Below are 26,901 nucleotides of genomic sequence, written 5' to 3'. Positions count from 1 at the left end.
AAACATAGATTACAGCTTACCGTGTCGACACAAGTATAAAAAATAACACGAATTGCACGAATTATCACTAATTTGTTGGTGTAATTAATTTCACAAACAAGGTTAACGTATTAAAATTTGTGCAAATTCGTGTAATTTGTGTTTAGATATGGTCTACAATTCCTCCTTTTTTTGGTGTCATTTATTTTAACACATAGTAACATAGGTGTTGCATCCCTAAAAAAGGCGTTTCACTTTAAATAAAACGTCCCGATGTATCGGGATGAAAGAAATTTATTTCTTTTTTGCATCCTCTTTTAGCAATAGAAATCTATGTTTCTATGTGTTTAAAATTTGAGCATTCCAATCATCAAAACATAGATTACAGCTTACCGTGTCGACACAAGTATAAAAAATAACACGAATTGCACGAATTATCACTAATTTGTTTGTGGAATTAATTTCACAAACAAGGTTAACAGATTAAAATTTGTGCAAATTCGTGTAATTTGTGTTGAGACAGTAGGCTATAATTAACCTCCTTTTGTATGATTATTTTACTAATTTTTTGAAATTGAATTTCAGCTTGTTCAATAAACCATCTTCTATAATATCTACCCCAATTCCAAAATTACTGTCGGCTACCTCGTTATGGGCCTCCCTGAAATCTTCAAAATCTTTTTCAGGAATTTCTAAGTTAATCAGTGGTTTATAGTCGATGTAAATAGTTCCTCCGTTTTTGTTGATCTTTTTACGGCTCACATAATCAAAGTAAGCATTGTTGATCGTACTTTCCTGTATCGTAAACTTCTCGCTAACATCAATTTTTTGATCCGTTACAAGAGTGATTTCATATCGCTCATTGTCAAAATTGTGCCAGAAAGAGATGTCTTTATGCATAAAATCCCTTGCTCTGTTTTTCACAATATTGGAGTCAAAATACATCAGGAAACGATTGTTTTTCCCGTCTGAGAAATAAGGGTTTTCAATAGTAGTCTGATATTCAATTTTAAATTCATTCAGTTTTTTATCATCACTGACAATTTCGATTACGGCATCTTTAAAAATCTTTCGAAGATCAGTTCCGTTTCTGTCATTCGTATAATTTAAGGTATAAAAAAAGAAATTGTTCCAGCTGTCAATGATCTCTCTTTTATTAGTGTTTTTGAAATACCTGCGCATGCTGTTGGCACGATTTCCTTTGTATACGGTCGTTAGTTTCAGTTTACCAACATTGTTCTCGGCAACAAGCTCTGATTTTTCATCAAGTGCATAATAAGGGAAACGATGAGGAGGTTTATGTTGTAATTCCAAATTAGGTTTCACTTCCAGATAATGCAGGAAGAAAATAAAACCACGATTTTCAATCAGTCCAAATTCATCACGCAATGTGGCATCAACAAAGTAGCTTTCACCCTTGTAATTGATCTTTACAATTACGTGATTAAAAGTCAGTAACGACGGTAAGTAATGCTTGATATAAAAATCAGTACCGAAATTGACCAGAATAATCGAAGAATCAATACCAATATAATCTAAAATAACTTTTAGTAAAACCGATTTAGCCTTGCAGTCGCCTTGTTTGTTAGTAAACGTTACAGCAGGCTCCTGTGGCTTGTGGCCATTCATTTCATCGGCATTGTAAATATAATTGATATGGTTTTGAACATATTCTATAGCAAATTGCAACTGATCGTCTTTAGAACCTATTTTGTCCAGTTTTTCAACCAGTTCCGGAGCAAATTCTGCTAAAGAAGATTTTTCGAAAATAGTCTCATAAATAGGAGAGATGTAATTGGATAATTCTTTCCAGTCGGCAGCCGTGGCAAAATCTATAAACGAAGAAACCTCACGGTTTGAATCTACAAAATTGATGTAATTCTCTTCTTCTCTTACATATTTTTCCCCCTTTTGCAAATAAGCTGTCTGTGGTTCCAGTACATTTCCGTCTTCATCTCTAAAGAACGATTTTTTGTAAGCAACTGCCTTTTCGCGATCGTTGATAAAAGTGAATTTGTACTTTCCATACGCCCAGTAACTGTCAGGACCTACCCAAACATATCTGGAGAATTCTTTGCGTAGAAAATCACGCTCGGTAAATATTTTAATTCTGGAATCTTCCATAATCAAAATATCATACAACCGAAGATCCTTTATCGTAATATTAATCTTTTTGTTACTGCTTAAAACACCGCCACCACTTTGATTTTCGCTGTCCAGTATTTTAACTTTAGTATCGGGAATTTTGTCTACTAAAACACCGTCTCTTAAAACACTGATTCGGTGTATCACATAAGTTTCACTTTCTTCCAACACAACATCCACAGCAGAAGCTTTCTCCAAATTGGCAGGCTCATTTAAAGTATAGGCCACACAAGCATATTCGCTGCTTTCGTTATCATTGGTATAATAAATTTTATCTAAAAAATAACAATAGTCACGTCCCTCGTCTGCTTGTTTTTGAGAGAATTCAGATTCTTTGATATAATCTATAAGCTGGTTGTCATTAAGGTCACTTGCCCACGGTTCAGGCTTTTGAATTTTGTAAATTTCTGACTGGATATCTTGTTCCATAATAAGGCTTTTAAATGAAGTAGGTAAAATCTTCGGTTTATAACAAAAATATAGCTTTTTGTCTATATCTAAAGGGACCGAATGTATTATTAGGATAAGTTCAGTTTTCTTACAATAAATAAATTTATTATTTGATTTTGAAGAAATATCACCTTAAATAATTTAAAAAAGGTCTGAAAGAATTAAGGAAATTAGGAAAATGAATTCCAAAAGTAATAAGAGAAATTAAGGGATAAACCACCTCGTTTTTATTGCGAAGAATAAAATAAAGGAAACTTTTGTATTGAACTTAAATAGTCAAATAATTGAAGGAGAATTATTTTAAAACAGTGTTGATAAAATCCATGGCGCCAATTCCTTTGTAAGAAGCATATAACGCCTTGTCATAAGCTTCGCTTTTTGCTTTTTTATCTTTGGATTCCGTTTCAACAATCATTTCGTTAAAAATTCTTTCCTGCTCTTCACTATATTTTAAAGAAGCTTCAAGAAGATAAGTCTTAGAAACAAACCCGAAAGAAGTCCAGATTTTATTTCTTATTTTTTTATTGATGTCTTTTAACGGATTGGTAATCATATCTCCTGCATTAAAGTTCTGCGTTCCTGTTGGATTAAAAACGGTAAATAGTATGCTGATTTACAGTGTGTTTTTGTTGTGAAAATAACAAAACGTTTTTTAAATGTGTTATTATGACGCAATGTAATTATTTTTTTAATTCGATTTTCATTTTAAGTAAAAATTGTGATAGTTAACCTGGGAGTTTTTTTAAAGAATTCTTATCAAAACAGAAGCTCATTTTTGCAAAAATGTTCCGGATTTATAAAAATGCATTAAATTGCAGGTATATTAAAGAACAGCATGCTGATTTAAGAAACGTTAAATGCCAAAAAAGATAATAGAAAATAGCGAAAATTACCAGCCCGGACTTTCAATTGACTGTGTCATTTTTGGATTTCATGACAATCAGCTAAAAGTTTTACTCATTAAAACTCCATTTGATGAAAAATGGTCCTTGCCCGGAGGATTTATACCCATTGAAGAAGATATTGACACCGCAGCCGTGACCGTTTTAAAGGAACGTACCGGAATGCAGGGGATTTTTTTAAGACAGTTTGCTACTTTTGGCCGCGTCAAACGAAACGATCTGGATTTTGGGAATGCCGTACTGGATCACTATGATATTTCCAGAGAAGATGGAAAATGGTTTACTCAGCGTTTTATAACCATTGGGTATTATGCCTTAATCGATTTTTTAAAAGCAGTTCCGCAAAAAGAAAACAGTCAGGAGATTATAGAATGGATCGATCATAAAGAAGTTCCCGAACTTATCCTGGATCATAGAGAAATTCTGGATAAAGCCCTGAATACTCTTAGAATCGAGTTGAATTTAATGCCGGTGGGTTACAATCTGTTGCCCGAAAAATTTACAATTCCACAGCTGCAAAAGCTGTATGAAACGATTTTGGATCGAAAATTAGACAGACGAAACTTTCTGCGTAAAATTACCAATATCGGAATTCTGAATAAACTGGACGAAAAGAAAAGCAATGTGGCGCACAAAGCCCCAAACTTATATACTTTTGATACAGATAAATACAAAGAGGTTCTTAAAAACGGACTGAATCAGGGGTGGTAAGAGGCAAGACTTTACCAATTTTGAGCAATAGTATTTTAAAAAAAGAGTGAAATATGGTCACAATTGAAACATTCAGAACCCTTGCGCTGTCATTTCCGGACGCCACAGAAGAGCCTCATTTTGAGAAAACTTCTTTTCGAATCAACAAAAAAATATTTGCCACTTTTGAAGAAAAGAACAATACAGCCGTTTTAAAATTGAACGAAATCGATCAGTCCGTTTTTTGCGCTTCAAGTGAATTGATTTTTTATCCGGTTCCCAATAAGTGGGGTAAACAAGGCTGGACCGTTGTAGAGCTTTCAAAAGCAAGACCGGAAATGTTTGAAGACGCTTTGATTCTTTCTTATCAAAATGTAGCTTTTAAGAAAAAGTGAGAAGTGAGAATGTACTGTTAAGTTACAATAGTTCTGAACGTCAGATTTACTCTGGGTTTTGAAGTCGTTTTTGTGGGAGGTAAACGATGCAGCCAATTCGTTTGGGTAGCATCTTTCATAACCAGTAAACTTCCGTGTTCTAAAATTAAAGAAACAGTTTCTTTGGTTTCCTTGTGTTTAAAGGCAAATTTTCGTTCAGCGCCAAAGCTTACCGAGGCAATGGCACCGTTCTTTTTTAAATCTTTTTCAGCATCACTGTGCCAGGCCATTCCTTCCTCACCGGAATGATATAAATTGAGCAAACAGGAATTAAAGGTCTCTCCCGTTTTTTCTTCCATCACCGCTTTTAGTACTAGTAATTCCGGAGTCCATGCAAGCGCTTTTTTGGTGGTATTGGAATACGTGTATTCAAAACCTGAATCACCATACCAGGCCACTTTTCGTTTGGTTAAAATCAATTTACCAAAGATAACAGCCTCATCATTTTTCCATTCAATAGTATTTAAAAGAACCTCCAGATAATGATTGGAGTCTTCTCTCGAAAACAATTTTCCATAATAATTAACCGTTCCGTCTTTAGGAAGCAGATTCGTTGTTTCGTCTGTATGCGGATTAAATAAGTCCATTTTTCCAGTTTTGATATTCGGTTTTCATGCAATGTCCACAAGGTCGAAAATTGTTTTCTACGGCTTCGTCCTCGGTTGAAAAGAAAACCCTGTTTTCGCGTTTCATTCTTTTTCCGGATTTGCATTTTAGCGTTCCATAGATTTTTAGTTTTTGGTTGCCACCAAAGCAAATTTCGCCTTTTTTAATTTTATTTCGAAGATCTGAATCTTGAATTTTGTTATGTTTAAGCATATTGTTTTGTGTTTTGTTTTTTAGCCACGAATTCACGAATTATTCTTTTACATGCTTTATCTGATATTATTTGAATGAATTCGAATAAATAAACGCACAGATTTAAAAAACATAATTCGTGAATTACTTCGTCCGGTCGCTATCGCTCGGGCCGTGGCAGAAAAAAATACTCACGATAGCGCATCATGAAAAATAATTCCCAACGTATGTCGTTCGCCAGAATGAATCTCGCTTACACCATGTTTCATGTTTACGCGATAGTATCCTTTGGAACCTTTCACAGGTCTGAAATTGGTGGTAAAAACTAAAACGTCTCCTTTTTTAGGTTTCAGTACAATAGCTTTGGATTGTGCTCTTGGTGTTTGCTGTGTCAGTACAAATTCCCCGCCTGTAAAATCTTCATCGGGTTCGTTCAGGAAAAGAACAATCTGAATTGGAAAATAAACATCTCCGTACAAATCCTGATGCAGTGTATTGAAACCGCTTTTACCATATTTTAAGATTAAAACAGTTGCCTTTAATTGATGATTGGCATGGCATTGTTCCAGTAATTCCTGATGCGTATCCGGAAAAACGGTCTGAATAGTAAGTGCTTTCATCCAGGCGTTTGCGATAGGAGCGAGTTTAGGGTAAATGGAAGTACGAATGTTCTGAATCAGATCGGGTAAGGGATAAGTGAAGTATTTGTACTCCCCCAGACCAAAGCGATAGCGTTCCATGACGACCGTTTTTCGGTATAATTCGGACTTTGAATAATCGGCTTTTAGAGCTTCACATTGTTCGTTATCTAACAGATTTGAAATAATGGCGAATCCGTTTTCGTGCATAGATTCGGTGATGCTGTCCCAATGAAGGGAAGCAATTTTTGTGGATATGTTTTGCATCATGATTTTAAGTTGAGGTTGTTTTTTGCCACGGCCCGAGCGATAGCGACCGGACGAAGTAATTCACGAATTAAACTTATTCTACAGTATAGATTTTTTTTAAATGTAAAAGAATGATTCGTGAATTTGTGGCGGAAAAATAATAAGGTATTTATGGATTTATCTGTGCGCCTTCCCATCCAATAATGGCCGTTTTACGGGTATTTCCCCACATATATCCCCCGAAGGTTCCTGTGGATTGGATTACACGGTGGCAAGGAATTAAAAAAGCGACAGGGTTGCTTCCGATAGCGGTACCAACGGCACGGGAAGCATTGGGCTTCTCAATTTGCTGTGCGATTGAACCATAAGTAGAAAGTTGTCCCATTGGGATTTTTAAAAGAGTTTCCCAAACTTTCAATTGAAAATGGGTGCCTTTTAAGTGCAGTTTAATTTCGGATAATTTGCTCCAGTCATTTTGAAAAATAAACAATGCATTTTGTTGTATCAGATCCAGCTTTCTGCAGAATGTGGCGTTGGGGAATTTCTGTTTTAAATTCTCAAAACCCATTCCTTCGTTTTCGGCAAAAGCCATAAAACAAACTCCTTTAAGTGTTGAGGCTACAATGATATTTCCAAACGGACTTTCGGCGAAACTGAAGTTAATTTCTAAGTTCTTTCCTCCATTTTTATATTCGGCTGGTGTCATACCTTCGATGTTTACAAACAAGTCATGCAAACGGCTGGTTCCCGAAAGACCGGTGTCAAAAGCAGCATCAAATAAAGTAGCCTGGTGGTCTTCCTGAAGTATTTTCTTGGCATGTTCAACACTTATGTATTGCAAAAACTTCTTCGGACTTGTGCCTGCCCATTCGGTAAACAAACGTTGAAAGTGAAAAGGACTTAAATGCACTTTTTCGGCAACTTCATCAAGATTGGGCTGCGCTTTAAAATTGGCTTTGATATAATCAATCGCTTCAGCAATTCGATTATAATTAATGTTTTCCTGTGTGTTCATCTTCGTTTCATTTTATAAGGCAAATATCGACACGTTTTTGCGGGTATAAAATCCGAAACTTGCGGAAGTAACTTTTGTTGACTTTGTTTCAAGTTTCAAGTTTCACATTCTGCTCAAACCTGAAACCTGAAACCTGAAACCTGAAACTTGAAACCTGAAACCTGAAACTTGAAACCTGAAACAATTACCGTTACAATTCTTTTTCCATTTTGTAATTAATCAGCTCAACACCGGATCGAATGTTTACCTGCTCGGCTTTTACAACAAAACCGCTTTTTTCAAAAAAAGGTCTGGCTGTAATACTAATGTCGGAGGTAATGGTTTCTGGATGTTGCTTTTGGGCTTCAAGTAGCAATTCATTTAAAAGCTTATGGGCAATTCCCTGTTTTTGATAGTCTTTGTGGATATAAAAGAAATCAATATAATTGCCGTTCTTCAAAGTTCCAAAACCAACTATTTTAGTTTCAATGATGGCCAGCAAAACAAATTGTGTTTGAATAACGTCTAGCCAACGCTCGGTATTTTGTACACCCGAAATCCATACTTCAATTTGCTTTGGATCGTAATCGTTTTTACAGACCGATTGTATGGTTTCGGTATACAATTGCTGCATTTCCATTAAGTCTGAAATTGTTGCTTTTCTGAAATTCATTAAATTTTTGATTTATAGTGTAAGGAGTGTTTTTATAATGTCATTTGATAGTATCAATGATTGATTTAAAATACCTTAATGCGCGGTAGTTTTAGAAAAAACATTAATGACAATAACACCTGCCATAATCAATGTTAATCCAATTATCGCTGGTAAATCAGGGATTTGTTTGAAGAAAACAGCACCGATAATGGTGATCAGTACAATCCCAACTCCCGACCAGATGGCATAAGCAATTCCGACCGGAATGGTTCTGATGGCAAAACTTAAAAAATAAAATGCACCACAGTAACCAATTATGGTTACAATACTTGGAATCAGTTTTGTAAATTCTTCAGACTTTTTTAGGGCCGAAGTAGCTATGATTTCAAAGAGAATAGCAATGCCTAAAAAGAAAAAGTTTTTCATATCTCGTTTTTTTGTAAAGTTAACCTTTGTATTGACGTGAAAAGATGAATTTACGGAATAGTATAGAAAAACTAATTGTATTTTTAAATTACGGCAATTCAATATCAACTAGTTTAAAAGGGATCTTTTTTATGGATTTATCGCTTTCGATATTAATGACTAATTTCCAGTTAGGGTTTGGTTTTTCTTCAAAATAATAAGTAAACAAACTGTTACTGCTCATACTTCCATTTCGTTCTATTTTTTTTCCAGCTGTATCTTCGAAATATAAATCGACAAATTTAGATTTATCTCCATTTACATAGAAGTACACTTGATTATCATCAGTGTCGCCAGAGCTAAAAAGACCATCGAAGGCACCTAAAAGTCCCTGAGCCATTAGCCTTGCAGCTTCAGGAAGTTTTTTTAGTTCTTCTTCTTTTTTGTTCTTATTTTCCTGAACATATTTTGTATAAGATTCTTTTGTTAAGTAAATAATCTCTATTCCGGATTTGCCAGGTAAAAGATTGACATTCGTTTTGTTTTGATAATTGGCAATTTTTATTTCACTTCCATTGGCCTGATTTGGGTTATATAGACTCACTTCGCCGCTCAGTTCCTTGATAGTTTTAGCTTTTCTGGCAGGGATTTTAATTTCTAGTTTAATTTTAGCTGTTTGATCTATTTTACTATAATCATTACTTTTTTCATCTTCATTTAATAAATCTATACCTTGATCGTCTATTGCTTTAGTGATCTTACTAATTTTTACAAACTTGTATTTTCGTACTTCATCCCCGGATATTTTTAGTTCAATTTCACATTCGTTGCTAAATGAATTATCTGATGTAGATCTTTTTTCATTGATCTCACTAACGGATATTTTTTGAGAGAAAGAAACTGTTGTAATAAGTAGGAGCAAACTAGTAGTAAGTAATTGTATTTTCATTTTAAAATCTTATTTTTTTAGGTTTGGTTATTCGTTTTATTCTGCGGCAAATGTATTGATATATTTCAGAATTAACCTGCAAAATAAAAAGGTATTTCAGCTATTTTAGATTTGAAAATTTTAAGTTATTTCAGCTCCTCTTTCGCAACAGAAACACTTATCAGTTTGTAACCCTTTTCGGTTCGGAGAAATTCAAAATGATCCTGTTTAAAATCGGCTGTATCGCTTGAATTAATAATAATGTTCTTAACGGGATAGATCCATTCTTTAGGCTCATTACAATTATTAAAGTACTCACCATATTCGCTCGTTTCAAAAATAAAGGGATTCAACCCATCAGACGAAATAAAATAATCCGTTCCGGAAGCTTTAAGCTGTTGAAGTTTTGATTTTAAAAGAGCATAATTTTCTTCAATAAATTTTGTCTTTGATTCGCTTTTCCATCCATTTGGTTCTTTCCAGTAGGTGATTTTATCAAAGGAGCTCTTCATTAAATTTTCTTTGGATAAATCAGAAAGTAAATTGTTTTTTAACCACCACTTAAATTCCTTATCGCAATTAATAAAAGAATAATACGCACCGCCAACGCCGGCAAAATTCTCTCTTGTTTCTTCTTTATTAGGGACTTTTGATTTTTGTAAAGAATAAAAGTTAAGATCAGTATTGTCTTTGAAATCCTCAATTAAGATTTTGTTGTTATGGTCTATCAGGTATCTTTTTCCTCCACTCCAGAAAAAATGTTCACCGTCCTGTTTTTTTAGGGCACCTTTTAAGGCTACAATCATTCCATTTTGAACTTTTGATAAAGCACTATGATCAGCAGGAATTGCAATTTTGCCTTCACTATTAAATATTCCGGTTTTATCTGTTTTTCGGTCTGTAAATCTGATGTAACCTTCATTTTCACAATCAGGACCATTGTCAAAAATATAGAGACTGTCACGTCCCACTATTTTACCGGATTTGGTCAGATAATAGCTCTTCCAGCTTTCACCGGTTTCTTCGGTTACGGCAATAATTTTGTCAAATTTACGGGCAGTAGTGAATCCCATAAACTTTGGTGGTATTTTGATAGTTCCGTTTGCGTCTTTAAATCCAATATGGGTAGTGTCTTTATCCCAAAATGAAACCCAAAGGTCTTTTTTTTGTGCGAGTATAACACAATTAGTAAAAAAGTATAGGCAAAAAACAAGAAATCGTTTCATAAAGACAAATTTCCAGTAAAGATAAGAATAACATTTTCTAAAAATAGACCTTGGATAGTTGAGAGGAAAAGCAGTACTTTTCGAGAAAAAATAGATGAATAGAATTGTATTGATTTTGTTGAGCTTTAGTCTTTCAGTGTTTTCTCAAAAAAAACAACCCAGTAAAGAGGAGAAAGACATGATTTATGAAATGACTTATAACATAAATAAAGAAATTTTTAAGACTCCTGACTTTCCGTTTAAAAAAGTAAATCGAAAAATGGATGAAATTCAAAAAAAAGCAATTCAATCGATGGAGGTGATAAACTCTTCTATAGATACAATTATTTCAAGAGGAGTGTTGAAATTGGAGAAATCTGAATATGGATACGACCTGTTGTTTACTTCTCGTTTTCCTTCTTATTTTAAAGAAAATGATGAAACTACTATTGTAGACTTTCACCCCGTAACAAGTAAGCTGTTTAATTCGAAAAAAGAGTTGATTGAAATTCAGCATATTGGTGGGACTTCTTTTGGAATGGAGGTTTTGTACAAATACAAGAACGGAAAAGAGATTAATTTAAATTTTACTACGCTGCGGAAGCAGGATCAGATAAACAATGCTGTAAATTTTAAAAACAATAACGAACTTTCTGAGATTAATGGAAGTGTAGTTTACAATATTAAATTCATTACAGATTATTCCCAGGTAAAGCTTTCTAAAAAAGATATAGGAAGCACATTTAAACTGAATAATAACGAGTACAAGTTAGTGGATGTTATAAACAATGTGATTTTGATTGAGGCTGTCGATCCGAATAGTGATCAGGAAATTAATATGCGCTTGGTGAATTATGATGAGTTGGGCAATGTATTGATTACTTACGGTCAAAAGGAGATGGAAGATCTAAAGAAGAAAAATAAAAAAATCAATGATGAAAGAGCAGGTCTTAGTGATATAAGAGGTAATATAAGTAAACCTGTTTTTGAGGCTTTTAAAGCCACCCCTACGATGAGTTTTGAAGAATTTAAAAAAACATTTACGATCGATGAGGTAATAAATGAAAAAAGAAAGTACATCTTTATTCAGACTATTGCTCCAATTAAAAATGATTTCATTCTTTATGAACCTGTTTATGGTATAAACAGGTCTTTTGAGATGATTCCGAATCTGAAAGAGCCTGAGCCTAAAAAAATGAGGACAGAAGATTACAATGCCCCACAATTATCTGCAGATTGGAATGAAAAACTATTCGGAAACATTAAAGAATATACCGAGAACGTTTACTATGCAACAAAAAAGAATGGCAAGTATGTAAAAGGTAAAATGCAAAATTATACCACTTATAAAAAGAATTCTAATGGGGAGTTTGTCGAAGATAAATTATTTCCCAAAAAGTCTGATTATCCGGAGAACAAGTATAATAGCTTAAAACAAAAGATAGAATCGATAGGTTACGACGATGATGAAAAGATTACCGGAAGAACAATTTACAGCTACGGACCGGATAAAAAATTAGTAGAAGAGAAAAGTTATTTTTCGGAGAATGATACTTTAAGGAGTTTGGTGAAATATAAATACGATAAAAATCAAATTATAAAAACAAGTTTTTCTTATGATTATCAGGGAGGAGAAGCACAAATTACGGAGTCTGAGGATGTATTGGTGTACGATGAAAGAGGAAATCTTATAGAAGAACATTTGAAGAATAATAAAGAGGATTCTGTGTATTTGAATGAAATGGTAATTTATAGAAAATACAACTCCGATAATAGAAGAATTGAAGAATCAAGTTCCGATTCTTTTTTTGGGGATGGTAAAATTAAGTTGGATACAAAATTAGAGTATCTTAAAATCGATAATCAAAAAAACTGGACCGAAATGTTTTTTGAGGGCGGACTGGGTTCAGAAAAACCAGAAGCCAATTTTGTTGAGCGAATTTTTGTCTATGAATAAGAAGTAGTATTAAAAACAAAATCCGACAGGTTTTTAAAAACCTGTCGGATTTGAAAGCTATTTGAGATTATTGGTGTGTTATGGATTAAGTGATAATCCGACACTGAAAAACAATCGGACTTTGTCGATATTATTGATCCATGAAGTATCAAAGTGAATTGGACCTAAAATGGACTGATAGGAAATAGCAGCTCCTCCCGATAGCACAAGGCTGGTTTCGAAATTATGATCCCAATTTCCTTTTGGTTTAAAGGCATGGTCGATGAAATTACCAAAAGTGTCAAAACCTACAGAGGCAATATTAATGTGAGGGGTCAGATAGATTTTTCCGGTAATATTTATTTGCGAGGCGAGTTTAAGCCCCATATATTGTGTAACATTGAGTTCGTCTTCATGTAAACCCGGGAATGAAAAGCGATTACTGCCGGAACTTGGGATAATACCACCGAGAAAATATCTTGTTGCATAACCAAAATCGAAAAACGAAATTTGATTGTCTTTGAGTTGATCTTGAAAAATAAAACAAGCATCAAATCCTACGATTCCTGTAATTTTCTTTTTTATGGGCAACCTCTTTTCAACGCTTAAACCAAATTTTGTGTAATTATTTGTTGAGCCGGAAAGACGCATGACATCTGGGGAGGAAATTGAGGCGTTGATATCGCTAAGGAATGATCGCGTTATATTTGATTTTATAATGGTTCCGTTTGTAGCAAAGAAAACTTTATCCATATCATTATAGGAATAATGCATGTTGAATTCGATATTATTAGAGCTGTAGTTGTTTAGTGAAACTACGTTCGGATTGTATTCCCGTTCATATTTTGGTTTGAAGTAGGTGTAGTGATAGTTTAAACCAAAACCAAAATAGCTTTTCAGCGAATTTAAATTTCTGTTTACTTCATTGTTAAATTCAAATGTATTGTAAAGGATATTATCTGAGGCTTTGCCATTAAGATAAATTTCCTGTTTTAGAAAAGCTCCGTAAAGTTCCGTTCCCCACCACCATTCTCTGCGTCCTCCAAAATTTTTCTGAAAATTGATTCTGCCTTTTGGTTGTTCTGCTATATCGGCAGTAACCAAAAGACGGGAAGCATCGGCAAGAACGTTTCTGGCGGTGTAGTTAAAAATAACACCAACACCTCTATAAGTGTCGTAGTGTACGGAGGTGTTTAGCTGGTTTTTAGCACGCTCAGATCCAAATAATGTAACTCCGGGTTTATCACCATCTTTGATGAAATAGCTATATCCAATTTCATCAAAAAGATTCGTACCCATAGCTCTGTTGATGCCTGAAATTAAATCTTTGGAGGTATATTTTACATGGGGTTTAAGATTTGCTCTTCCCACTACCAGAGGGAGATTTTCCGGACTTATTTTTTTATAAATTATGGTGTCAAGAACAAATTCTTTGGGCATATAGGGCAATTTGTGCGTTCGTTGCTGGAATCCTTTTAACTTTTCTGCTAAAGCAATTAAAGCCGGAAGATTTTGATTTGCGGCTATTTTACCGTCTTTATAAATTTCGTTACTAGCTGCAAAGTCAGCTGTCGAGAAACGCAGGTTGGGCATGTGATCGATTAATATGGTACACAGATCGCGATTTGCCGGGTTTTTAACATTACTCGGAAACATACTCGTCTGCATTAATATCATCATAATATTGTTCAGTTTCCCCATTGGCTGCATTCCTCCACCAACATCACTGCCAATAATAATGTCGGCACCCATTTGTTTGGCCACATCTGTCGGGAAATTATTTAATACTCCTCCGTCTACTAATATGGTTTTTTCGTAAGGCACTGGTTTGAAAATAGCAGGCAAAGACATGCTGGCTCGCATGGCATAAGCTAAACTGCCTTTGCTTAAAATAACTTCCTTGCCTTCAACTAAGTCGGTAGCCATAGCTCTAAAAGGTATCGGGAGGCTATCAAAATCTCTGACATTATATACAGGAAAGGTCAATTCAGAAAGGGATTCTCTTAGGTTTTGATCATTTAAAAGTGAACCAACACTATTGAGTTTTCCATCTTTAATCCCTATTCCGACCAAGTATCTTTGGAATTCTCTTTTTTCTTCTGCACTTACAGATTGTAATGATTGACCTCCGCCAAGGAGTTTGTCCCAATAAATATTCTTGGTGATTTTTTCGATACTATCGCCGGAATATCCCATGGCATATAAACCGCCAATGATACTTCCCATACTATTTCCAACAATAAGATCAGGCACAATGTGTAGAGAATCCAGTTTTTGTAAAAGCGGAATATGTGCAATTCCCTTTGCTCCACCACCACTTAATACTAAAACGACTTTAGGTTTCTTTTCCTGCGAAAGACCAATCTGAGAGATTGTAAGTAAAAAAAATAAGATAAAGAAATAAGGTGTTTTTTTCAAAATTACGTTGTTTAAGTAGTTGAGAAACTAAGGCTTATTTTGTGGTTAAAATTAAGGGCTTATTTTTAAAAAGTAAAGTTTTAAGAAAATGTTTTGTTCAAATATAAAAAGATCTTTTGTCTTCTAAGGTTTTTAAAAACAAAACCCGACAGATTTTTAAATCTGTCGGGTTTTAATAGGCAATTGAAGGAATCTAAAATTAGAAATCTTCAATCTAAAATTATTTAGTATCTGTAGTATTCTGGTTTGAATGGACCTTGAACTTCAACACCAATATAAGCAGCCTGATCTTCGCGAAGAACTTCCAACTCAACTCCTAATTTAGCTAAGTGTAGGGCCGCTACTTTTTCATCTAAATGTTTTGGTAACATATAAACGTCATTGTTGTAAGCAGCACTGTTGTTCCATAATTCGATTTGAGCCAAAGTCTGGTTGGTGAATGAATTACTCATCACAAAACTTGGGTGACCTGTAGCACAACCTAGGTTTACTAAACGCCCTTCAGCCAAAATGATGATGTCTTTTCCGGCGATAGTATATTTGTCAACTTGTGGTTTGATTTCGATTTTAGAAGCACCGTGGTTTTTGTTCAACCAAGCCATATCGATTTCATTATCAAAGTGTCCGATGTTACAAACAACAGTTTTGTCTTTCATTTGCTCGAAGTGCTCTCCAAGAACGATATCTTTATTTCCTGTAGTAGTAATGATGATATCAGCATTAGCAATTACAGTGTTTAATTTTTTAACTTCATAACCGTCCATTGCAGCTTGTAAAGCACAAATTGGATCAATTTCGGTAACCGTTACAATAGATCCTGCACCTCTGAAAGAAGCAGCAGTTCCTTTTCCAACATCACCATATCCACAAACTACAACTCTTTTTCCAGCCAACATTAAGTCAGTTGCACGACGAACAGCATCAACAGCAGATTCTTTACAACCGTATTTGTTATCAAATTTAGATTTAGTAACAGAGTCGTTAATGTTAATTGCAGGCATTGGTAAAGTTCCGGCTTTTACTCTTTCGTAAAGTCTGTGAACACCAGTAGTCGTTTCTTCAGATAAACCTTTAATTCCAGGAACCAATTCAGGGAAACGGTCAATAACCATATTTGTTAAATCTCCACCATCATCAAGGATCATGTTCAATGGTTTTCTGTCTTCACCAAAGAATAAAGTTTGTTCAATACACCAGTCAAATGATTGCTCATCAAGACCTTTCCAGGCATAAACCTGAATTCCTGCAGCAGCAATAGCAGCAGCAGCCTGATCCTGAGTGGAGAAAATGTTACAAGAAGACCAGGTAACTTCAGCACCAAGAGCAATTAAAGTTTCGATCAAAACAGCAGTTTGAATCGTCATGTGTAAACATCCTGCAATACGAGCACCCTTTAAAGGTTGTTCGTCTTTATATTCAGCACGAAGCGCCATTAAACCTGGCATTTCAGCTTCAGCCAATTCAATTTCTTTTCTTCCCCAAGCCGCTAGAGAGATGTCTTTTACTTTGAAAGCCACAAAAGGCGTAGTTGTAGTACTCATTTATAGTATATTTGTAATTGTAAAATTTTTGCAAATTTACGGAATAGGTTTTTAATTTAGACTACTTTCTGTCAGAATTGTGAAATGTTTAATTTCTTAATCTTTAGAATATTAGTTGATTACTATGGCTGTTATATGGAGCGTAGTCGAAATAAGAAGCTAATCCTGCTGTCCACTATATCTTTTGCAGTCTCGTAAAAAAAACGAGACTGCAAAAGGATGCCGTTCCCATCAGGGCTAAAAGACGAGACATTAAATAAGAAACTTCGTTTTCAAATCAGGAAAACAACTCATAGCTAAAAACTCATAACTCATAATTAAAAAAGAATGCCTTTATTTGAAACCATACAATTCAACGAAACGACTAAAATCTTAGTTTGGCACATAACAGAATCATTTGAGGAGTTAGTGAGCAATGTAGTATTAAAAGAGAAAACACAGTTGAGGTTGAACGGGATGAAATCTGTAATGCATCAACGCGCCTTTTTGAGCGTCCGTATGCTGATCCAGGAAATGGGTTTTACAGATCAGGACTTGCACTACGACGAATTTGGGAAGCCCTATTTCAATTGCGAAAATCATATCTCCATCACGCATTCACATGATTTTGCAGCGATTATAATTAGTGATAAAACAGTAGGAATCGACATGGAGCTGCAACGCGACAAAATCCTTCGAATAGCAGACAAATTTGTAGAGACCGAAAACAGTTATCTAGACACTCAAAATACTCCCGATTATATCAGGGAATTGACAGTAATTTGGGGAGCCAAAGAAGCTATTTTTAAAATCAGAAACGAAAAAGGAATCAGTTTTAAAGATCATATTAGTGTAAATACGTTTTCGTTAGATAAAAATCAAACCGAAGCCAGTCTTCATTTTAATGATCTCGCAGTAGATTTTGACGTGTACTATAAAGAAATTAAATCGAATACTTCAGGGCAGAACTTTACTTTGGTTTATGCTTTTGATAAGTAGTTTTCAGTCTCAGTTTTCAGTTTTTTACAGTTTTGTCATTTCTCTAGAGTCTCGTAATCACAAAAAAAGCAATTTATTCAGCGCTAGCTTCTGCTATTTTTTTTCGATTTTCAAACATACTCAGAAACAAAAAAGTTCCCATTTTACGGGCGCGTCGTTTTAACGTTTCGACATTTTCGCCTTCAAAATGTTCTTCTAAAGTCTGAAACCAATGATTCAGCCAGATTCCAAACTCATTAGAGGTGATTCTTCCTTCAAAATGCGAATCGACTTCATTGTGCACGGCAAGCGGATTACCATTATATTTCCTTACGGCAAATAAGTTACTTTCCCAAAAATCGGTGAGCTTCTCTAAATGCGTATCCCAATCTTTGATCATAGAATTGAAATAAAAGGCGATTTCATTATCGGCTCTTATTTTAGCATAAAACTGATGGACTAAAAATTCGACATCTTCTCGATTCTCTATTTGTTTTTTCATAGAATAAAACTATTTAAAAGAATAAAAAACACACTTAAAAGTGCACTTGCAATAATAAGGTTAAAAACCGTTTTATGCTTCATTTGTGCCAATATAGAAGTGTTGGCAAAGACACAGGCCAAAACAATAATGGCCAATTGTATCATTTGTGGTATTGAGGTTCCGTTAGCCAGAACGTACATGGCCGCAGCACCACCTAAGCAGCTTTGACCAATTACCGCCATTGCAGCTGAACCCATATAGTTTTTATTGAAATTTTCGAATGTTGTTTGATATAGTGTCATGATATTGAGATTTTTATACTACAAAGGTACAGGCACTATAGGGATGCATTTTATGATTTAAATCATATAAACTGAACTATTTTATCGGTATACTTTTCTGTTTATGATTTTTAAAAAACCTTTTTTCTCCAGAGTTTTTATGGTTCTGATGACCGTTTCAACACGCAAACCGGTCAGATCTCCAATCTGTTGTCTTGTAAAATTGATGAGGTATCCATTTGCGTCTTTTTTAAAATTGAAATAGACAATTCCATGATCGATTAGTTTTAAAATGCGATGCTCCGGCTCCTGAGTAGACATCTCTGCCGCCATAACCGATTTATAGTACAGTCGCTGCGCCAGATTTTCGATTATTTTAAGACTGATGTCCGGATTTTCCCCTAGCAGTTTCATGAAACTATTTCTGTTAAGAAGAAGGATTTCCGAATCTTCAACAGTAATGGCATTTGCCGGATATTTTTGATTTAAAAATAAAGGAGGTTCTCCAAAAGGCTGTTCTTTGTAAAAAATACCCTGAATAAATTCACGTCCGTCATCGTTATAATTACTCATTTTTACTTCTCCGGAAACAATCTGATAATAGTGCGCGGGCAGATTGTTTTCTTCAAAAATAATTTCATTTTTAGCGAAAGACTTTCTCAAAGCACCATATTTCTGCAGCAGATCAATTGCAATCATAATTTTGTTTAACTATAACACAAATATAATTCATTCAAAATAGTTCTTCTACATCAAAAAACTTTTACTTTTACGCCCACTATGATACAAAAATTACTCAGTTTACGACAGGAAATTTTAGAGGCTAAAAGTAAAGGACAAAAATTACTGGCCATATTATTAGATCCGGATAAAATTGTTTGGGAAAATTTAGATCATTTATTGCTTAAAATAAATCAATCTCCCGCAACACATATTTTTGTAGGAGGAAGTATTGTGCAGGCAACAATTTTAGAAGATTTAATATCTAAATTAAAACAAGAAACCAATTTACCCGTTGTTATATTTCCGGGTGATCCTTCGCAGATTTCACCTCAGGCAGACGCGATTTTGTTCTTATCTTTATTATCAGGCCGAAACCCTGATTATTTAATAGAGTATCAGGTTCAGGCAGCTCCAATTTTAAAAAAGACAAATTTAGAAGTTATTTCGACAGGTTATATTCTGATTGAAAGTGGCAATGAAACTGCTGTAGCCCGTGTAAGCAAAACAAAACCACTGGAAAGGGATAATTTTGATCTGGTTTTGGCAACAGCGCAGGCAGGAGAAATGTTAGGAAGCCAATTGATTTATCTGGAGGCGGGAAGTGGTGCAAAAAAAGCAGTGCCCCTAGAAATGATACGGCTAATTGCTCAAAATGTTGAGATTCCTATAATTGTTGGTGGAGGAATTGTAGATTTGCATGGAATTCAAAAGGCATATAATGCCGGTGCTGATTTAGTAGTTATTGGAACTGCTTTTGAAAATGACAGCCATTTTTTTGAATCATAAATAAAAACCCAACCTAAACTAACCTGCTCAAGTATGATTGATTTTTTTCTGGACAGTTATAAAAACACTCCTTTATGGCATATTGCCGTGGAGTTTTTAGTTTTTATCTGTGGAATTTTGAGTGTGTGGTTTGCGAAAAAAGAAAATATCTGGGTTTATCCAACCGGTTTGATTGCTACCGTTATTTCGGTTTATCTGTTATATGTTGCGGGTTATATCGGAGATATGATCATCAACGGCTATTTTTCGATTATGAGTATATATGGATGGTATGTATGGAGCAAAGGAGGAACGGTTGAAGACAATTTGCCTATAACACGAACAAATGCCAATGAAAAAATAATTGGAATAGCATTGTTTTTTATAACTGTTTTTGTAGTTTTCGGCATCTATAAATACTTTGATTACGAAATTAGAAACGACAATTATGTCGATATGATTTCATCTGGAATATTTTTTGCAGGAATGTGGTACATGGCGAAGAAAAAGATAGAGAACTGGACGCTTTGGATCATTGGTGATATTATTGTGGTGCCCCTTTACGCTTATCGCGGTTTAGGGATGTTATCACTGCAGTATTTAATTTTTACAATTTTGGCTATTTCAGCTTATTTAGAATGGAGAAAAATCTTAGACAGCAAATAACAGCTATCATAAAAATTGCTTTATTTGGTCCTGAAAGCACAGGAAAAACTACCTTGGCAAAACAACTTGCAGAATATTATGAAACCGAATGGGTTCCTGAGTTCGCACGCGATTATTTGCAGGAAAAATGGGAAGAGAACCAGCACATTTGTGTAGCCGATGATATGATGCCTATTGCATACGGGCAAGTAGCTCTTGAAAATCAAAAGCAGGCTTTGTCAAGTAAGTATCTGTTTTGTGATACCAATTTAATGGTGACAAAGGTTTTCTCTGAAATGTATTATGGATTTTGTGATCCGCTTTTAAACGAAGCAGCATTAGAGCATGAATACGATTTATTTTTCCTGACTGATATTGATATCCCCTGGGAAAAAGATGACATTAGAGATACTCCTGAAGGTCGTGAAACCGTATTTTCAGTTTTCAAACAGACTCTTATTGATACTAAAAAACCTTTTATTACTCTTTCCGGAGATAAAGAAAGCCGTTTGACTAAAGCGATAGCGATCATAGAGCAATTAGCTGTCGCAAAACAGCACGGTATTTCATCTGAAGATTTTGTTCAGATATACGAACATGGAATTTCTTTTGAAAAGATTTTACAGCAACTGCAAAATTTTAAGAACGGAATAAACAAGTCTAATTTGATTAGTCCGGCCACAATTGACAGTGGTGTATTAAGTTTATCAGAAGCAGAATTTGAAGAAAAAGCAGCTTTTTTTGATCTTAAAAAATCAGAAATTAAGCTGAAAAAGTTTGTTCCGGCTTCGGGTGCAGCCAGCAGAATGTTTAAATTTTTAAGCGCTTTTCTGAATGAGTTTGACATTCAGAAAGAAACTATCAACGCTTATATCAACCGTAAAAACGATAAAGAGCTGTCTATTTTTATAGTGGCTATGGAGAAATTTGCATTTTTTAAAGCGGTTGATAAAAAGTTAAAAGAAATCTACCCAGAGTTTGAAATGCTGGATCGGGATCATAAAAATTATTATTTTATAAAAACATTGTTGTCTGTTGATTACTTTGATTTTGCAAATAAACCAAAGGCAGTTTTACCTTTTCATCAATACAAAAGACATATTGCAAATCCAATCGAAGAACATTTGAACGAATGTATTCGCTATGCTTCATCCAATCAGATTTCTAATTTGCATTTTACCGTTTCAGAAGCACATCAAAGTTTGTTTGAGAATCAAATAAAGGTTCTTAAAGAAAAAATAGAAAAAGATTCGGGAGTTAAAATAGACATCTCTTATTCCTATCAAAATAAAAGTACCGATTCTATTTGTGTAGACGTTAAAAATAATCCAATTCGGGATAAAAACAATAAATTAGTTTTTAGACCCGGAGGACATGGTGCGCTAATTGAGAATTTAAATGAACTTGATGCGGATGTTATTTTTGTCAAAAACATTGACAATGTAATTCAAAATCATATGGATCAGATTGCATTGTATAAAAAAGCATTAGCAGGGACTTTAATTAAGATACAGCAAAAAGTTTTTAGTTATTTAAATGCAATTGAAAAAGGAGAGATACGAGAGAAAGATCTTGAAGAAATCGTGATCTTTTTATCAAAAGAACTTAATGTTGAGTTGAATAGTGACTATAGTAAGTTTACTTTCGAAAATAAAATCAATAAGATAAAAAGCTTATTAGACAGGCCAATTCGTGTTTGCGGAATGGTGAAAAATGAAGGAGAGCCCGGAGGAGGTCCGTTTTGGGTAGTGAGCCCCAAAGGATCAGTTTCGTTGCAGATTGTAGAGGCTTCGCAAATCGATCTCACAAACAAGAAACAACAGGAAATCTTGGCTTCGGCCACTCATTTTAATCCTGTTGATTTAGTTTGCGGAATCAAAAATTATAAAAACGAAAAATTTGATTTACTGCAATTTGTAGATCAAAACACTGGTTTTATTGTCGAAAAAAGTGTGGATGGGAAATTGGTAAAGAGTTATGAGCTTCCGGGACTTTGGAACGGAGCAATGGCCAATTGGCTTACTGTTTTTGTGGCAGTACCCTTAATTACCTTTAATCCGGTGAAAACAGTAAACGATTTATTAAAAGCTGCACATCAGCCACAATAATGGATATCGAAAAAATCATATCAGAGTTGCGTTTTAAAGCCGTACGAAGCAGTGGTGCGGGCGGACAAAATGTAAACAAAGTGTCATCAAAAGTGGTGTTGACTTTTGATTTGAATGTGTCTCAGGCACTGTCTGAAGAAGAAAAGCTGCTTTTGCAAAAGAATATCGCAGCGCGTTTAACCACAGAAAATATGTTGATTTTAAATTGCGATGAAGATAGAAGTCAGCTAAAAAACAAAGATATTGTTATAAAACGCTTTTTAGAGGTAATTAAAAAAGGGCTGTATGTTCCTAAAGTTCGTAAAGCCACTAAAATTCCTAAATCGGTAATTAAAAAGCGTATCAAGGATAAAAAGAACGTTTCGGAAATCAAACAATCCAGAAAGAAACCAAATATCGATTAAGTAGAAATTCCAAATTCCTGAAAAAAAAAGATCAGTTTAAAATGGAATTTGAGATTTTGAATTTTGATATTACTATTGATTTTTGAAATTTTTAACATTACATTTGCATCGTCTCAAAGGGGTGCTCTAAATAACGAGCTGAGATCATACCCAAAGAACCTGAGCGAGTAATGTTGCTAAGGGAAAAACGACAAATTTTAGCGTGCACACTATATTTTGTCGTGAAACTTTTATTAATTTAACAAAAAGAATAATTCCCCCTTTTATTCGTAAATTTTTTACGGATGAAAACTATTTTTAAAGGTGCTGAGGTGCTAAGTTACAAAGGTTCTAAGATTCAAAAGTCGAGCAGAACCAAATCTATTTTCTTACTTCTTTTTTCTATTTTCTTTTCTCAATTTTCTTTCGCGCAAGGGCAGGACTCTACTAAAGTGAATAAACTGGATGATGTTTTAGTTTCGGCAGTTCGTGTTACTGCTAAAACTCCGGTAAGTTTTAGTAATCTTGATAAAAAGGACATTAAATTTAGAAACCTGGGACAGGATATTCCAATTCTAATGAATTATTTGCCATCGGTGGTAACTACTTCTGATGCAGGAGGAGGTATAGGATACACCGGAATCAGGGTGCGTGGTAGTGATGCTACAAGAGTAAATGTGACCATTAACGGAATTCCATATAATGATGCTGAAAGTCAGGGAACCTTTTGGGTAAATATGCCTGATTTTGCTTCTTCTGTGGAGAGTTTACAATTGCAAAGAGGTGTTGGAACTTCTACTAATGGTTCTTCTGCTTTTGGAGCGAGTTTGAATATGCTGACGGATAATTATGCTACGAAAGCAACCGGAGAAATTTCAAGCTCTTATGGAAGTTTCAATTCAAATAAAAATACCGTAAAATTCAGTACAGGTTTACTAAATGATCATTTTGAGCTCGCAGGACGTTTGTCTACCATTAAATCAGATGGATATGTAGATCGTGCAAGTTCAGATTTAAAATCGTATTTTCTTCAGGGAACTTATATTGGTAAAACAACTTTAATTAAGGCGCTGGTTTTTGGTGGAACTGAAAGAACATACCAGTCCTGGAACGGAATTGATGCTGAAAAACTAAATTCAGATCGTACTTATAATTCAGCCGGAAAATATAAAGATGAAGCCGGAAATGTTCATTTTTATGATAATGAAACCGATAATTACAAACAAAACCATTATCAATTGCATTGGAGTGAATCAATTTCTGATAAATGGAGCAGCAACTTAGCTCTTCATTACACTAAAGGGCAAGGATACTACGAAAACTTCAAATATAACGAGCCAATTAAAGGGTATGGGCCGATTCAGCCTACTAAAATGGTAGAAAATGACCTTGGAGAATTAGTTCCGGGAACTGATTTAATTCGTCAGAAATGGTTAGACAACGATTTTTACGGGACCACTTTTTCTGTAAAATATAAAGAAGAAAAATTAGACGTAATCGTAGGCGGTGGCTGGAATAAATATGAGGGAGCTCATTTTGGTAAAGTAATCTGGGCCAGAAATTCTGCTCAGGCGCTGCCGGGAGATCATTACTATGATGATTTTTCAACCAAAACAGATGGAAATATCTTCGCGAAAGCCAATTATCAGTTAACAGAAAAACTTAGTTTTTATGGCGATTTGCAATATAGAAATGTAACGTACAAAGCCAACGGAAAAGATACAGGATTGGTTGATGACAGTTTTAATTTCTTTAATCCGAAAGCAGGTTTAAATTACGCAATCAATTCAAAAAACACCCTTTACTTTTCATACGCAAGAGCCAATCGTGAGCCTAACAGAACCGATTATGAAGGTGGAAATGTAAAACCTGAAAAACTAAATGATTTTGAACTGGGCTGGAGATTCAATTCAGATAAATTTCAATTGAATTCGAATGTGTATTATATGGCCTACAAAGATCAGTTGATTTTGACTGGAAGATTGGACGATGTTGGAGCTCCAATTCGTGCTAACACTGAGAAAAGCTACCGTTTAGGTCTAGAAGTTGATGCCACCATACAACTTTCTGAAAAGTTTATCCTTAGACCGAATTTTACTTTAAGCAGTAATAAAAATATAGATTTAGCTGTTGAAGGTACACATTACGGAACAACCAATATCGCTTATTCACCATCAGTAATTGCGGGAAATATTATTGTATACAGTCCGATCCAAAATCTGCACATTTCGTTATTGCAGAAGTTTGTAGGAGAACAATACATGAACAATATTGAATTACCGGCAGCAAAATTGGCAGACTATTTTGTAAATGATTTGAATGTGTCTTATGAAATCAAACCAAAATCAGTATTCAAATCAATTTTGATTACTGGTCTGGTGAACAATTTTCTGGATAAAAAATATGTTTCAAACGGAGCAATGTGGGATGTTTATCCTTCCTATTATCCTCAGGCAGGAATTAATTTCTTAGCCGGATTGACATTGAAATTCTAAAAAAATAAGAAGTCAAACGTAAAATGTAAAAAGCCTGAAAAAATAACTTTTCAGGCTTTTGTTTTTTTAATTGTAAACGTGAATTATTGTTCCGGTAAATTCTACGCGATATTGTTTTAAGGGATAATCTTTACCTCCCAATCCGGTAAATAAACTATAAGCTGTTTTATCGCAGGAACAAACTGCATTTATGCCGTCAATTGTCATGGCGGTGCAGGAAGTTACGGGCTGATTCGGACAGGCGGCATCAAACGCATTGTAACCACTTCCGGTATTAAAAATGATAACTCCTTTTGCTCCGTAATTTGGAATAATCACGCCATTACTTACAAATTTAAGATTGGAATAAGCAGGCAGATTAGTATCAATAGACAGGTTAACTGCATAACTAGGAATGTAAGGGTTTTTGTCGCGTCTACTATTTTCACTGCAGGAGAAAAGCACAGAGACAAAGACGATTAAGCACCAGAATTTTTTCATTATTTTAATAAGAATTAGTGAAACAAAAATAAATTATTTACATTTGGATTCTATATGATTAACATATAATTATGTACTATTAAAAATAATAGTATATTTGTAATTAAGAAATCCCGTCCCGATGGGATTTTTTGTATTTATATAAACGACGAAGTTATGAGTAAAGTATCTTATTATACAGCAGAAGGATTAAAAAAATTAAAAGATGAGTTGGAGCATTTAAAAAGTGTAATGCGTCCAAAGGCATCTCAAGATATAGCAGAAGCAAGAGATAAAGGAGATTTGTCTGAAAATGCGGAGTATGATGCTGCAAAAGAAGCACAAGGTTTATTAGAAATGAGAATTGCTAAACTGGAAGAAGTGTATTCTAATGCAAGATTAATTGACGAATCACAATTAGATGTTTCGAAGGCATTGGTTCTTTCTAATGTGAAAATTAAGAATCAAAGCAATGGAATGGAAATGAAATATACACTTGTTGCTGAAAGTGAAGCAGATTTAAAAACAGGAAAAATCTCTGTAACGTCTCCTATTGGAAAAGGGTTACTGGGGAAATCTGTTGGAGAAGTAGCTGAAATTACGGTTCCAAATGGAGTTTTGAAATTTGAAATCCTTGAAATCACCAGAGACTAATTTTTCGCGTTTAATCGTTAAGTCGGTTAGACGATTCACCCAATAAACAAAGAAATAATGCCATCAATATTTACCAAAATAGTAAACGGAGAAATTCCTGCTTATAAAATTGCTGAGGATGATAATTATCTGGCTTTTTTAGATGTAAACCCAAATGCAAAAGGACATACGCTTTGTATTCCGAAACAAGAAATCGACAAGATTTTTGATATGGAAGAGGAGTTGTATTTAGGATTAATGAAGTTTTCTAAGAGAATTGCAGCAGCACTGGAAAAAACGGTTCCTTGCAAAAGAGTTGGAGTGGCAGTTGTTGGTCTTGAAGTGCCTCACGCACACGTGCACTTGATTCCGTTAAACGAAATGGATGAAATGCGTTTTCAAAATAAAGTTTCACTTTCTAAAGAAGAATTTGAGGCTTTGGCCAAGGATATTCAGGCTAATTTATAAAACACCATGTCAGACTGAGCGAAGCCAAATACGTCAGACTGAGCCAAGTCGAAACGTCAGACTGAGCGAAGTCGAAGTCTCTCGTTTCAAGCATAAAAGAATCTCGACTCCGCTCGATTTGACAGTCGAAATA

27 protein-coding genes are annotated in these 26,901 nt (G+C 34.6%); 11 read left to right on the top strand and 16 right to left on the bottom strand.

Translation table 11 applies throughout. The features are described 5' to 3' along the window. Nucleotides 1–531: 531 nt before the first annotated feature. Both JO950_RS08425 and JO950_RS08420 read right to left on the bottom strand, forming a co-directional pair. Nucleotides 532–2,553 (bottom strand): DUF3857 domain-containing protein, encoded by a 2,022-nt coding sequence (locus tag JO950_RS08425; protein WP_202702239.1) that lies wholly within the window; start codon nucleotides 2,551–2,553, stop codon nucleotides 532–534. A gap of 316 nt (nucleotides 2,554–2,869) precedes the next feature. After that, nucleotides 2,870–3,127 (bottom strand): hypothetical protein, encoded by a 258-nt coding sequence (locus tag JO950_RS08420; RefSeq protein ID WP_202702238.1) that lies wholly within the window; start codon nucleotides 3,125–3,127, stop codon nucleotides 2,870–2,872. A 304-nt stretch (nucleotides 3,128–3,431) separates the two neighbouring features. Between JO950_RS08420 and JO950_RS08415 the strand changes: the two genes are divergently transcribed. Both JO950_RS08415 and JO950_RS08410 read left to right on the top strand, forming a co-directional pair. Continuing rightward, nucleotides 3,432–4,187, top strand: a complete 756-nt coding sequence (locus JO950_RS08415; RefSeq protein ID WP_202702237.1) for an NUDIX domain-containing protein — start codon at nucleotides 3,432–3,434, stop codon at nucleotides 4,185–4,187. A 53-nt stretch (nucleotides 4,188–4,240) separates the two neighbouring features. Continuing rightward, the gene (locus JO950_RS08410) at nucleotides 4,241–4,561 is read left to right on the top strand and encodes an MmcQ/YjbR family DNA-binding protein (protein ID WP_202702236.1); all 321 of its coding nucleotides are present in this window, start codon (nucleotides 4,241–4,243) and stop codon (nucleotides 4,559–4,561) included. A 17-nt stretch (nucleotides 4,562–4,578) separates the two neighbouring features. Here the strand turns inward: JO950_RS08410 and JO950_RS08405 are convergent, their stop codons facing one another. The 8 genes from JO950_RS08405 to JO950_RS08370 form a co-directional block, all read right to left on the bottom strand. Continuing rightward, nucleotides 4,579–5,187, bottom strand: a complete 609-nt coding sequence (locus tag JO950_RS08405) for an alpha-ketoglutarate-dependent dioxygenase AlkB (protein WP_202702235.1) — start codon at nucleotides 5,185–5,187, stop codon at nucleotides 4,579–4,581. Then, on the bottom strand, nucleotides 5,174–5,419 hold the full coding sequence (locus JO950_RS08400) for an Ada metal-binding domain-containing protein (protein WP_202702234.1): 246 nt from the start codon (nucleotides 5,417–5,419) through the stop codon (nucleotides 5,174–5,176). Before JO950_RS08400 ends, JO950_RS08405 begins: the two co-directional genes overlap by 14 nt. 170 nt (nucleotides 5,420–5,589) lie before the next feature. Next, complete coding sequence (locus JO950_RS08395; RefSeq protein ID WP_202702250.1) at nucleotides 5,590–6,303, bottom strand: 2OG-Fe(II) oxygenase; 714 nt, start codon at nucleotides 6,301–6,303, stop codon at nucleotides 5,590–5,592. Between the two features lie 151 nt (nucleotides 6,304–6,454). Further along, nucleotides 6,455–7,300, bottom strand: coding sequence for a methylated-DNA--[protein]-cysteine S-methyltransferase (locus JO950_RS08390; protein WP_202702233.1), 846 nt, complete (start codon nucleotides 7,298–7,300; stop codon nucleotides 6,455–6,457). Nucleotides 7,301–7,490: 190 nt separating this feature from the next. Beyond that, nucleotides 7,491–7,952, bottom strand: coding sequence for a GNAT family N-acetyltransferase (locus JO950_RS08385; protein WP_202702232.1), 462 nt, complete (start codon nucleotides 7,950–7,952; stop codon nucleotides 7,491–7,493). A gap of 75 nt (nucleotides 7,953–8,027) precedes the next feature. Beyond that, complete coding sequence (locus tag JO950_RS08380) at nucleotides 8,028–8,360, bottom strand: multidrug efflux SMR transporter (protein WP_202702231.1); 333 nt, start codon at nucleotides 8,358–8,360, stop codon at nucleotides 8,028–8,030. Between the two features lie 88 nt (nucleotides 8,361–8,448). Then, nucleotides 8,449–9,288: a hypothetical protein gene (locus JO950_RS08375; RefSeq protein ID WP_202702230.1), complete on the bottom strand. Its 840-nt coding sequence runs from the start codon at nucleotides 9,286–9,288 to the stop codon at nucleotides 8,449–8,451. A gap of 125 nt (nucleotides 9,289–9,413) precedes the next feature. Continuing rightward, nucleotides 9,414–10,493, bottom strand: coding sequence for a hypothetical protein (locus tag JO950_RS08370; RefSeq protein WP_202702229.1), 1,080 nt, complete (start codon nucleotides 10,491–10,493; stop codon nucleotides 9,414–9,416). A 94-nt stretch (nucleotides 10,494–10,587) separates the two neighbouring features. On the opposite strand from JO950_RS08370, the gene JO950_RS08365 reads away from it, so the two are divergent. Beyond that, nucleotides 10,588–12,429 carry a hypothetical protein gene (locus JO950_RS08365; RefSeq protein ID WP_202702228.1) on the top strand — a complete coding sequence of 614 codons (1,842 nt, stop codon included), beginning with the start codon at nucleotides 10,588–10,590 and terminating at the stop codon, nucleotides 12,427–12,429. Between the two features lie 78 nt (nucleotides 12,430–12,507). On the opposite strand, the gene JO950_RS08360 is transcribed toward JO950_RS08365, so the two are convergent. Further along, nucleotides 12,508–14,826: a patatin-like phospholipase family protein gene (locus JO950_RS08360; protein WP_237732320.1), complete on the bottom strand. Its 2,319-nt coding sequence runs from the start codon at nucleotides 14,824–14,826 to the stop codon at nucleotides 12,508–12,510. A gap of 224 nt (nucleotides 14,827–15,050) precedes the next feature. Then, entirely contained in the window at nucleotides 15,051–16,367 is a 1,317-nt protein-coding gene (ahcY, locus tag JO950_RS08355; RefSeq protein WP_017497980.1) for an adenosylhomocysteinase, read from the bottom strand. 327 nt (nucleotides 16,368–16,694) lie between these two features. On the opposite strand from ahcY, the gene JO950_RS08350 reads away from it, so the two are divergent. Then, nucleotides 16,695–17,345: a 4'-phosphopantetheinyl transferase superfamily protein gene (locus tag JO950_RS08350; protein ID WP_202702227.1), complete on the top strand. Its 651-nt coding sequence runs from the start codon at nucleotides 16,695–16,697 to the stop codon at nucleotides 17,343–17,345. Nucleotides 17,346–17,418: 73 nt separating this feature from the next. On the opposite strand, the gene JO950_RS08345 is transcribed toward JO950_RS08350, so the two are convergent. The 3 genes from JO950_RS08345 to JO950_RS08335 form a co-directional block, all read right to left on the bottom strand. Then, nucleotides 17,419–17,826: a group III truncated hemoglobin gene (locus JO950_RS08345; RefSeq protein ID WP_202702226.1), complete on the bottom strand. Its 408-nt coding sequence runs from the start codon at nucleotides 17,824–17,826 to the stop codon at nucleotides 17,419–17,421. Further along, nucleotides 17,823–18,110, bottom strand: a complete 288-nt coding sequence (locus tag JO950_RS08340; RefSeq protein ID WP_017497977.1) for a hypothetical protein — start codon at nucleotides 18,108–18,110, stop codon at nucleotides 17,823–17,825. The genes JO950_RS08345 and JO950_RS08340 overlap by 4 nt, the downstream gene beginning before the upstream one ends. An 81-nt stretch (nucleotides 18,111–18,191) precedes the next feature. Further along, nucleotides 18,192–18,788 carry a Crp/Fnr family transcriptional regulator gene (locus JO950_RS08335; protein WP_202702225.1) on the bottom strand — a complete coding sequence of 199 codons (597 nt, stop codon included), beginning with the start codon at nucleotides 18,786–18,788 and terminating at the stop codon, nucleotides 18,192–18,194. 81 nt (nucleotides 18,789–18,869) lie between these two features. Between JO950_RS08335 and JO950_RS08330 the strand changes: the two genes are divergently transcribed. From JO950_RS08330 to JO950_RS08310, 5 genes are all read left to right on the top strand, one after another. Then, a complete protein-coding gene (locus tag JO950_RS08330) occupies nucleotides 18,870–19,598 on the top strand; it encodes a geranylgeranylglyceryl/heptaprenylglyceryl phosphate synthase (protein WP_202702224.1) in 729 nt (242 codons plus the stop codon). Nucleotides 19,599–19,631: 33 nt separating this feature from the next. Beyond that, a complete protein-coding gene (gene pnuC / locus JO950_RS08325; RefSeq protein ID WP_202702223.1) occupies nucleotides 19,632–20,243 on the top strand; it encodes a nicotinamide riboside transporter PnuC in 612 nt (203 codons plus the stop codon). Further along, nucleotides 20,216–22,330: a DUF4301 family protein gene (locus JO950_RS08320; protein WP_202702222.1), complete on the top strand. Its 2,115-nt coding sequence runs from the start codon at nucleotides 20,216–20,218 to the stop codon at nucleotides 22,328–22,330. The genes pnuC and JO950_RS08320 overlap by 28 nt, the downstream gene beginning before the upstream one ends. Continuing rightward, entirely contained in the window at nucleotides 22,330–22,734 is a 405-nt protein-coding gene (gene arfB, locus JO950_RS08315; RefSeq protein ID WP_202702221.1) for an alternative ribosome rescue aminoacyl-tRNA hydrolase ArfB, read from the top strand. Before JO950_RS08320 ends, arfB begins: the two co-directional genes overlap by 1 nt. A gap of 284 nt (nucleotides 22,735–23,018) precedes the next feature. Further along, entirely contained in the window at nucleotides 23,019–25,208 is a 2,190-nt protein-coding gene (locus tag JO950_RS08310; protein ID WP_202702220.1) for a TonB-dependent receptor, read from the top strand. A gap of 66 nt (nucleotides 25,209–25,274) precedes the next feature. Here JO950_RS08310 and JO950_RS08305 read toward each other — a convergent pair whose 3' ends face one another. After that, nucleotides 25,275–25,688 (bottom strand): hypothetical protein, encoded by a 414-nt coding sequence (locus tag JO950_RS08305; RefSeq protein WP_202702219.1) that lies wholly within the window; start codon nucleotides 25,686–25,688, stop codon nucleotides 25,275–25,277. A gap of 156 nt (nucleotides 25,689–25,844) precedes the next feature. Here JO950_RS08305 and greA point away from each other — a divergent pair, with 156 nt between their 5' ends. Next, nucleotides 25,845–26,321 (top strand): transcription elongation factor GreA, encoded by a 477-nt coding sequence (greA, locus tag JO950_RS08300; RefSeq protein ID WP_017497969.1) that lies wholly within the window; start codon nucleotides 25,845–25,847, stop codon nucleotides 26,319–26,321. A gap of 57 nt (nucleotides 26,322–26,378) precedes the next feature. Further along, the gene (locus JO950_RS08295) at nucleotides 26,379–26,768 is read left to right on the top strand and encodes an HIT family protein (RefSeq protein WP_202702218.1); all 390 of its coding nucleotides are present in this window, start codon (nucleotides 26,379–26,381) and stop codon (nucleotides 26,766–26,768) included. Nucleotides 26,769–26,901 lie beyond the last annotated feature (133 nt).

This window comes from Flavobacterium sp. UGB4466 (genome assembly GCF_903469665.1).
Taxonomy (GTDB): Bacteria; Bacteroidota; Bacteroidia; order Flavobacteriales; family Flavobacteriaceae; genus Flavobacterium; species Flavobacterium lipolyticum.
The sequence above is the reverse complement of the archived record's forward strand: the minus strand, read 5'-3'. Positions and strand labels throughout refer to the sequence as shown.

What these genes read in the sequence shown, in the direction of transcription:
- JO950_RS08425 (WP_202702239.1), bottom strand. Translation starts at nt 2,553, where the DNA reads ATGGAACAAGATATCCAGTCAGAAATTTACAAAATTCAAAAGCCTGAA.
- JO950_RS08420 (WP_202702238.1), bottom strand. Translation starts at nt 3,127, where the DNA reads ATGATTACCAATCCGTTAAAAGACATCAATAAAAAAATAAGAAATAAA.
- JO950_RS08415 (WP_202702237.1), top strand. Translation starts at nt 3,432, where the DNA reads ATGCCAAAAAAGATAATAGAAAATAGCGAAAATTACCAGCCCGGACTT.
- JO950_RS08410 (WP_202702236.1), top strand. Translation starts at nt 4,241, where the DNA reads ATGGTCACAATTGAAACATTCAGAACCCTTGCGCTGTCATTTCCGGAC.
- JO950_RS08405 (WP_202702235.1), bottom strand. Translation starts at nt 5,187, where the DNA reads ATGGACTTATTTAATCCGCATACAGACGAAACAACGAATCTGCTTCCT.
- JO950_RS08400 (WP_202702234.1), bottom strand. Translation starts at nt 5,419, where the DNA reads ATGCTTAAACATAACAAAATTCAAGATTCAGATCTTCGAAATAAAATT.
- JO950_RS08395 (WP_202702250.1), bottom strand. Translation starts at nt 6,303, where the DNA reads ATGCAAAACATATCCACAAAAATTGCTTCCCTTCATTGGGACAGCATC.
- JO950_RS08390 (WP_202702233.1), bottom strand. Translation starts at nt 7,300, where the DNA reads ATGAACACACAGGAAAACATTAATTATAATCGAATTGCTGAAGCGATT.
- JO950_RS08385 (WP_202702232.1), bottom strand. Translation starts at nt 7,952, where the DNA reads ATGAATTTCAGAAAAGCAACAATTTCAGACTTAATGGAAATGCAGCAA.
- JO950_RS08380 (WP_202702231.1), bottom strand. Translation starts at nt 8,360, where the DNA reads ATGAAAAACTTTTTCTTTTTAGGCATTGCTATTCTCTTTGAAATCATA.
- JO950_RS08375 (WP_202702230.1), bottom strand. Translation starts at nt 9,288, where the DNA reads ATGAAAATACAATTACTTACTACTAGTTTGCTCCTACTTATTACAACA.
- JO950_RS08370 (WP_202702229.1), bottom strand. Translation starts at nt 10,493, where the DNA reads ATGAAACGATTTCTTGTTTTTTGCCTATACTTTTTTACTAATTGTGTT.
- JO950_RS08365 (WP_202702228.1), top strand. Translation starts at nt 10,588, where the DNA reads ATGAATAGAATTGTATTGATTTTGTTGAGCTTTAGTCTTTCAGTGTTT.
- ahcY (WP_017497980.1), bottom strand. Translation starts at nt 16,367, where the DNA reads ATGAGTACTACAACTACGCCTTTTGTGGCTTTCAAAGTAAAAGACATC.
- JO950_RS08350 (WP_202702227.1), top strand. Translation starts at nt 16,695, where the DNA reads ATGCCTTTATTTGAAACCATACAATTCAACGAAACGACTAAAATCTTA.
- JO950_RS08345 (WP_202702226.1), bottom strand. Translation starts at nt 17,826, where the DNA reads ATGAAAAAACAAATAGAGAATCGAGAAGATGTCGAATTTTTAGTCCAT.
- JO950_RS08340 (WP_017497977.1), bottom strand. Translation starts at nt 18,110, where the DNA reads ATGACACTATATCAAACAACATTCGAAAATTTCAATAAAAACTATATG.
- JO950_RS08335 (WP_202702225.1), bottom strand. Translation starts at nt 18,788, where the DNA reads ATGATTGCAATTGATCTGCTGCAGAAATATGGTGCTTTGAGAAAGTCT.
- JO950_RS08330 (WP_202702224.1), top strand. Translation starts at nt 18,870, where the DNA reads ATGATACAAAAATTACTCAGTTTACGACAGGAAATTTTAGAGGCTAAA.
- pnuC (WP_202702223.1), top strand. Translation starts at nt 19,632, where the DNA reads ATGATTGATTTTTTTCTGGACAGTTATAAAAACACTCCTTTATGGCAT.
- JO950_RS08320 (WP_202702222.1), top strand. Translation starts at nt 20,216, where the DNA reads ATGGAGAAAAATCTTAGACAGCAAATAACAGCTATCATAAAAATTGCT.
- arfB (WP_202702221.1), top strand. Translation starts at nt 22,330, where the DNA reads ATGGATATCGAAAAAATCATATCAGAGTTGCGTTTTAAAGCCGTACGA.
- JO950_RS08310 (WP_202702220.1), top strand. Translation starts at nt 23,019, where the DNA reads ATGAAAACTATTTTTAAAGGTGCTGAGGTGCTAAGTTACAAAGGTTCT.
- JO950_RS08305 (WP_202702219.1), bottom strand. Translation starts at nt 25,688, where the DNA reads ATGAAAAAATTCTGGTGCTTAATCGTCTTTGTCTCTGTGCTTTTCTCC.
- greA (WP_017497969.1), top strand. Translation starts at nt 25,845, where the DNA reads ATGAGTAAAGTATCTTATTATACAGCAGAAGGATTAAAAAAATTAAAA.
- JO950_RS08295 (WP_202702218.1), top strand. Translation starts at nt 26,379, where the DNA reads ATGCCATCAATATTTACCAAAATAGTAAACGGAGAAATTCCTGCTTAT.